The sequence below is a fragment of the Synechococcus sp. RC10A2 genome, from assembly GCF_047502605.1.
The window spans coordinates 1-4,309 of sequence record NZ_JANSHP010000089.1 but is presented as its reverse complement, the minus strand read 5'-3'; the positions used below and the strand labels follow the sequence as shown (position 1 = coordinate 4,309).

At 59.6% G+C, this 4,309-nt stretch carries 2 protein-coding genes; one reads left to right on the top strand and one right to left on the bottom strand.

Going from position 1 to position 4,309, the window contains the following annotated elements; all coding sequences use genetic code 11:
* Window positions 1-212 precede the first annotated feature (212 nt).
* The gene (locus NW848_RS12140; protein WP_011431346.1) at window positions 213-2,264 is read left to right on the top strand and encodes a prolyl oligopeptidase family serine peptidase; all 2,052 of its coding nucleotides are present in this window, start codon (window positions 213-215) and stop codon (window positions 2,262-2,264) included.
* Here the strand turns inward: NW848_RS12140 and eno are convergent.
* The gene (eno, locus tag NW848_RS12135) at window positions 2,261-3,559 is read right to left on the bottom strand and encodes a phosphopyruvate hydratase (protein ID WP_414402778.1); all 1,299 of its coding nucleotides are present in this window, start codon (window positions 3,557-3,559) and stop codon (window positions 2,261-2,263) included. The genes NW848_RS12140 and eno overlap by 4 nt on opposite strands.
* Window positions 3,560-4,309 lie beyond the last annotated feature (750 nt).

Here is a 4,309-nt window from a genome sequence, read left to right as displayed (position 1 = left end):
TTTCTCTCCTTCCTCTTGAATACCTGTACCCTATTTTAAATTAAAAGGCTGTAAGTCCGAAGTAAGCAGAACTTTGAGGTTATGCCTCAAAGGACTGTCTAGGGGCGTCTTGACAGCGCCTTCGCGAGTCCATTTGGGTGGGAGTGTCAAATCCCACGCTGAGGTCTCAGGCTTCTGCCATAGTGGAATTGGTCTTTTGTTGCTCCGTCTCTATGCTCAACTACCCGCCCAGCCATCCGGATCCCACTGTTGTCGACTTCTACCATGGGCAAGCGGTGCCGGATCCCTATCGCTGGCTGGAGGATCTGGATTCTGAGCAGACGCGAGCTTGGATCGAGGCGCAAAACCGCCTAACTTTTGACTACTTGCAGCGGATCCCGGCCCGGCAGCGGCTTCTGGAGCGCCTGAGGCAACTGTGGAACTACGAAAAATACAGCCAGCCCTTCAAAGAGGGCAACCGCTACTTCTACTTCAAAAACGACGGCCTGCAAAACCAGAGCGTTCTCTATACCCAAGAAAGCCTGGAGGGAGAGGCGCGGGTTTTGCTAGATCCCAACACCCTCTCGGAAGACGGCACGGTGGCCCTCTCAGGGATTGCCATCAGCCGCGACGGGCGCTACCTGGCCTATGGTCTCTCCCGCTCCGGCTCCGACTGGCAGGAGTGGAAGGTGCGGGATATCGAAACGGGAGAAGACCTGCCGGATCACCTGCGCTGGATTAAATTCTCCGGGGCCAGCTGGACGCTGGACGGGCAGGGATTTTTCTACAGCCGCTACGACGAGCCGGCCCCTGGCAGCGAGTACGAAAGCGCCAACTACTTCCAAAAACTCTACTACCACCGCCTGGGCACCCCCCAGTCGGAAGATCTCTTGGTCTACCACCGCCCTGACCAAAAAGAGTGGGGCTTTGCCGGCGGGGTTACCGAAGATGGAGACTACCTAATCATCTCCGTCTGGCGGGGCACGGATCCCAAAAACCTCCTCTTCTACAAAGACCTGCGGGATCCCAGCTCGCCGGTGGTGGAGCTTATCCGCGAGTTCCAGGCCGAGTACGCCTTTGTCGGCAACGACGGCTCCCGCTTTTGGCTGTTGACGGACCTCCAGGCTCCCCGGCGGCGACTGGTGGCCATTGATCTCGACAACCCAGGTCAGTTGCAAGAGGTGATCCCCGAAGCCGAGGAGACCCTGCAGGGAGTTAGCCTAATCCACAACCAGTTCGTTGCCTTCTACCTCAAAGACGCCCACACCCAGATCCGGACCTTTGCTTTAGACGGCACCTACCTGGGGGAAATCCCCCTGCCGGGGCTGGGATCCGCCAGCGGCTTTGGCGGCAAGCGCCACGACACCGAGACCTTCTACACCTTCACCAGCTTTACCACTCCCCCCACCATCTACCGCTACGACTTCACCAGCGGCCGCAGCACCCTCTTCCGTCAGCCCCAGGTGGATTTCGATCCCCAGGCCTATGAGGTGCAGCAGGTGTTCTACGCCAGCCAAGACGGCACCCGCATCCCCATGTTCCTTGTCCACCGCCGCGGCCTAGCGCGGACAGGGGATCACCCCACCCTGCTGTACGGCTACGGCGGCTTTGGCATCTCTCTGACCCCCAGCTTTTCGGTGGGCCTGGTGGCCTGGCTGGAGATGGGAGGGGTTTACGCCCAGCCCAGTTTGCGCGGCGGCGGCGAATACGGGGAAGCCTGGCACCAAGCGGGCACCAAGCTCAACAAGCAAAAGGTCTTCGACGACTTCATTGCCGCGGCTGAGTGGCTCATGGCCAACGGCTACACCAACCCCTCCAAGTTGGCCATCGCCGGCGGCAGCAACGGCGGCCTCTTGGTGGGGGCCTGCCTGACCCAAAGGCCGGATCTCTTTGCAGCAGCCCTCCCCGCCGTGGGGGTGTTCGACATGCTGCGCTTTCATAAGTTCACCATCGGCTGGGCCTGGATTTCCGAGTACGGATCCCCGGAAGACCCGGAGGAATTCAAGGCCCTCTACGCCTACTCCCCCCTGCACAACCTCAAGCCCGGCACCGCCTACCCCGCCACCCTGATCACCACGGCAGATCACGACGACCGGGTGGTGCCCGCCCACAGCTTCAAGTTTGCCGCCGCCCTGCAGGCGGCCCAGGGGGGATCCCAGCCCATCCTCATTCGCATCGACACCAAAGCCGGCCACGGGGCCGGCAAGCCCACTGCCAAGCTCATCGAAGAGACCGCCGACCGCTGGGCCTTCTTGGTGCAGGTGCTGGGGATCCAAGCGGGCTAGCGACTCCGCGCCGGCAACCCCCTAGGCCCCAGGCCCACCCGACCGGCATAGACGGCCGCTTCCCCCAGCTCGTCTTCGATGCGCAGCAGTTGGTTGTACTTGGCGATGCGCTCGCTGCGGCAGAGGGATCCGGTTTTGATCTGGCCGGCGCGGGTGGCCACCGCCAGGTCGGCGATGGTGGTGTCTTCTGTCTCACCGGAGCGGTGGCTGATGAGGGTGCGAAAGCCCGCCTGAACGGCCAGTTGAATGGTCGAGACCGTCTCTGTCAGGGTGCCGATCTGGTTGAGCTTGATCAAAATGGCGTTGGCAGCGCCGCTGTCGATGCCTTTCTGCAGCCGGGCCGGGTTGGTTACAAACAGGTCGTCCCCCACCAGTTGCACCCGGGATCCCAAGCGGGCGGTCATGGCCTGCCAGCCGGCCCAATCTTCTTCCGCCAGCCCGTCTTCCAGGGAGAGGATGGGATAGTTGGCCAGCAGTTGCTCGTAGTAGTTCACCATCTGCTCGGCGCTGCGGGCTTTGCCCTCGAAGTGGTACTGCCCATCCTGCAGCAGCTCGTTGGCCGCCACGTCCAAGGCCAAGGCGATATCCTCCCCTGGCCTGTAGCCCGCCTGTTCAATAGCCGTCATCAATAGATCCAAAGCTGCGGCGTTGGAGTCGAGGTTGGGGGCAAATCCGCCTTCATCCCCCACCCCCGTGAACAGTCCCCTCTGCCGCAGCACTTGTTTTAGGGCTGCAAACACCTCGGCTCCGTAGCGCAGCGCCTCGCGAAAGCTGGGTGCTCCGATGGGCACGATCATAAATTCTTGAATATCGAGGTTGTTGTCGGCGTGGGCGCCGCCGTTAAGCACATTCATCAGCGGCGCCGGCAGCAGGTTGGCAAAGGGTCCACCCAGGTACCTGTACAAAGGCAGGCCCACTGCACTGGCAGCCGCCTTAGCTGTAGCCAAAGAAACTGCCAAGATGGCATTGGCTCCCAGTTGCGACTTGTTGGGGGTGCCGTCCAGATCGATCAGCAACTGGTCGATGCGGGCCTGGTTGAGGGCATCTTCCCCTCGCAGCTCCGACTGGATGGGGCCGAGGATGTTTTCCACTGCCCTCAGCACACCCTTGCCCCCGTAGCGCTTGGGATCCCCGTCCCGCAGCTCGTGGGCCTCAAAAGTGCCGGTCGAAGCGCCACTGGGCACCTGGGCCAAGCCGGTTGCCCCATTGGCTAGGCCCACCAAAGCTTCTAAGGTCGGCTGCCCCCGGGAGTCGAGGATCTCATGGGCGGTAATCCACTCGATGGCCGTTTCCACAGTTGCACCTCAGCAATTGGCTAGACAGTTCTGGCCGAAGCCAGATTGCCAATAGACTAGTGGATTTTTGCCCCCGGATCCCTTTGGCTTCCGGAAAACTTTAATGGGCACAGGCGGCACAGTTGCTTTCGGTCTGAGCTAGGAACAGGCAGGGAGTAGCTGAGAACATAAAGCCCTATCTCCGTCCACAGCTTCAGATGTCTCGACATCTCCTCTGGGCTCCTTACCCCTTGGCTGGGCCAACTCTGGCTTGATTGAAACTAATCTCAAGAAAAAAGAGATTTTTTATCACTAGCTGCCACGGAATCCCTTGCTTAAACCCGGCCCTTCAGGAACAACTACCGCCTACGAGAGCCGCAGCCTGCGAAGTCAATCCAGCTTTTAACAAAACTTAATCCTAAGTATATTGATATCTTTTCTCAAGAAGCTTAGAGTAGACTACAGCTTAAAGTTGAGATTTACTATCAATAATTGGTTGTATGGCTCGAAAGGATGTGTCCGTGCGGCCAGAGGCAGCTCTGGGGCAAAGTCTCTGGCCTTTTCCTAAAAAAGCTTGTTTAGCAACGCAAAAGAGCGGGGATGACAGCGACAACATTGAGGGCAAGAAGGGGGATCTAACTTGCAAAAGTAGATCCCCTAGGGGGCGGGCAACGCCCGTTTGACTGATCTTTTTGGCTGCTGGGGGCGCATGTGGCCCATGCAGCGAAAAATGTTTTGCTGTAGCCGAGAACAGCTCCTGGTGCGTATAGC

Excerpts from the sequence above, each read along its gene's own strand:
- NW848_RS12140 (WP_011431346.1), top strand. The coding sequence starts at position 213 with ATGCTCAACTACCCGCCCAGCCATCCGGATCCCACTGTTGTCGACTTC.